The sequence below is a fragment of the Roseateles sp. P5_E11 genome (genome assembly GCF_054049355.1).
Genome location: NZ_JBFUMO010000881.1, coordinates 1 through 1692, shown reverse-complemented (window position 1 = coordinate 1692; position 1692 = coordinate 1). Strand labels below are relative to the sequence as shown.

1 protein-coding gene is annotated in these 1692 nt (G+C 66.8%); it reads right to left on the bottom strand.

Annotated elements, in window-relative coordinates; genetic code table 11:
* A partial coding sequence (locus ACXJKR_RS31700; RefSeq protein WP_457326233.1) for a bifunctional aconitate hydratase 2/2-methylisocitrate dehydratase occupies positions 1-1692 on the bottom strand: 1692 nt, incomplete at both ends.

Sequence of the window (1692 nt, the reverse complement as noted above, 5' to 3'; positions counted from 1 at the left end):
GAGGCGCCGTCCTTGTTCACGACGCCCATCGCCTCGTGGTACTCCTGCACCGAGGGGATGTGGCCCAGCTTCGAGGCAATCGCCGCCAGCTCGGCCGATGCCAGGAACACGTTGGTGTTCTTGCCCAGGCGATTCGGGAAGTTGCGGGTGGAGGTGGATACGACGGTCGCGCCTTCGCGCACCTGGGCCTGGTTGCCCATGCACAGGCTGCAGCCCGGCATTTCGGTACGCGCACCGGCCGTTCCGAAGGCGGCGTAGTGGCCTTCCTTGATCAGCTCGCTCTGGTCCATCTTGGTGGGCGGAGCGACCCACAGCTTGACCGGGATGTCGCGCTGGCCGCCCAGCAGCTTGGCCGCGGCGCGGAAGTGGCCGATGTTGGTCATGCACGAGCCGATGAAGGCCTCGTCGATCTTGGTGCCGGCGACTTCGGACAGGAACTTGGCGTCGTCCGGGTCGTTGGGGCAGCAGAGGATGGGCTCCTTGATGTCGGCCAGGTCGATCTCGATGACGTGGGCGTATTCGGCGTCCTTGTCGGCTTCCAGCAGTTCCGGATTGGCCAGCCAGGCCTCGACCTTCTCGATGCGGCGCTGCAGCGTCTTCGCGTCGGCATAGCCGTCGGCGATCATGTTCTTCATCAGCACGACGTTGCTGGTGAGGTATTCCTTGATCGGCGCCGGGTTCAGCTTGATCGTGCAGCCGGCGGCCGAGCGCTCGGCGGAGGCGTCGCTCAACTCGAAGGCTTGCTCGACCTTCAGGTCAGGCAGGCCTTCGATCTCGAGGATGCGGCCCGAGAAGGCGTTTTTCTTGCCGGCCTTGGCAACCGTCAGCAGGCCGGCCTTGATGCCGTACAGCGGGATGGCATGCACGAGGTCGCGCAGCGTCACGCCGGGCTGCATCTCGCCCTTGAAGCGCACCAGCACGGACTCGGGCATGTCCAGCGGCATCACACCGGTGGCGGCGCCGAAAGCCACGAGGCCGGAGCCGGCGGGGAAGGAGATGCCGATCGGGAAACGGGTGTGCGAGTCACCACCGGTGCCGACCGTGTCGGGCAGCAGCAGGCGGTTCAGCCAGCTGTGGATGACGCCGTCACCCGGGCGCAGCGACACGCCGCCACGGTTGCTCATGAAGGCGGGCAGCTCGCGGTGGGTCTTGACGTCCACCGGCTTGGGATAGGCGGCCGTATGGCAGAACGACTGCATGACCAGGTCGGCCGAGAAGCCCAGGCAGGCCAGGTCCTTCAGCTCGTCGCGGGTCATCGGGCCGGTGGTGTCCTGCGAGCCGACCGTCGTCATCTTGGGTTCGCAGTAGGTGCCGGGGCGAACGCCCTGGCCCTCGGGCAGGCCCACGGCGCGGCCGACCATCTTCTGCGCCAGCGTGAAGCCGGCCTTGGTCGCCACGGGCGGCGAGGGCAGGCGGAACAGCGTGGACGCGGGCAGGCCCAGGAACTCGCGCGCCTTGGCGGTCAGCGAGCGGCCGATGATGAGGTTGATGCGGCCGCCAGCGCGCACTTCGTCGAACAGCACGTCGCTCTTGAGCTTGAACTCGACCAGGGTCTCGCCGTTCTTCACCAGCTTGCCGTCGTAGGGCAGCACGTCGATGACGTCGCCCATCTCGAGCTTGGACACGTCCACTTCGATGGGCAACGAGCCGGAGTCTTCCTGCGTGTTGAAGAAGATCGGCGCGATCTTGCCG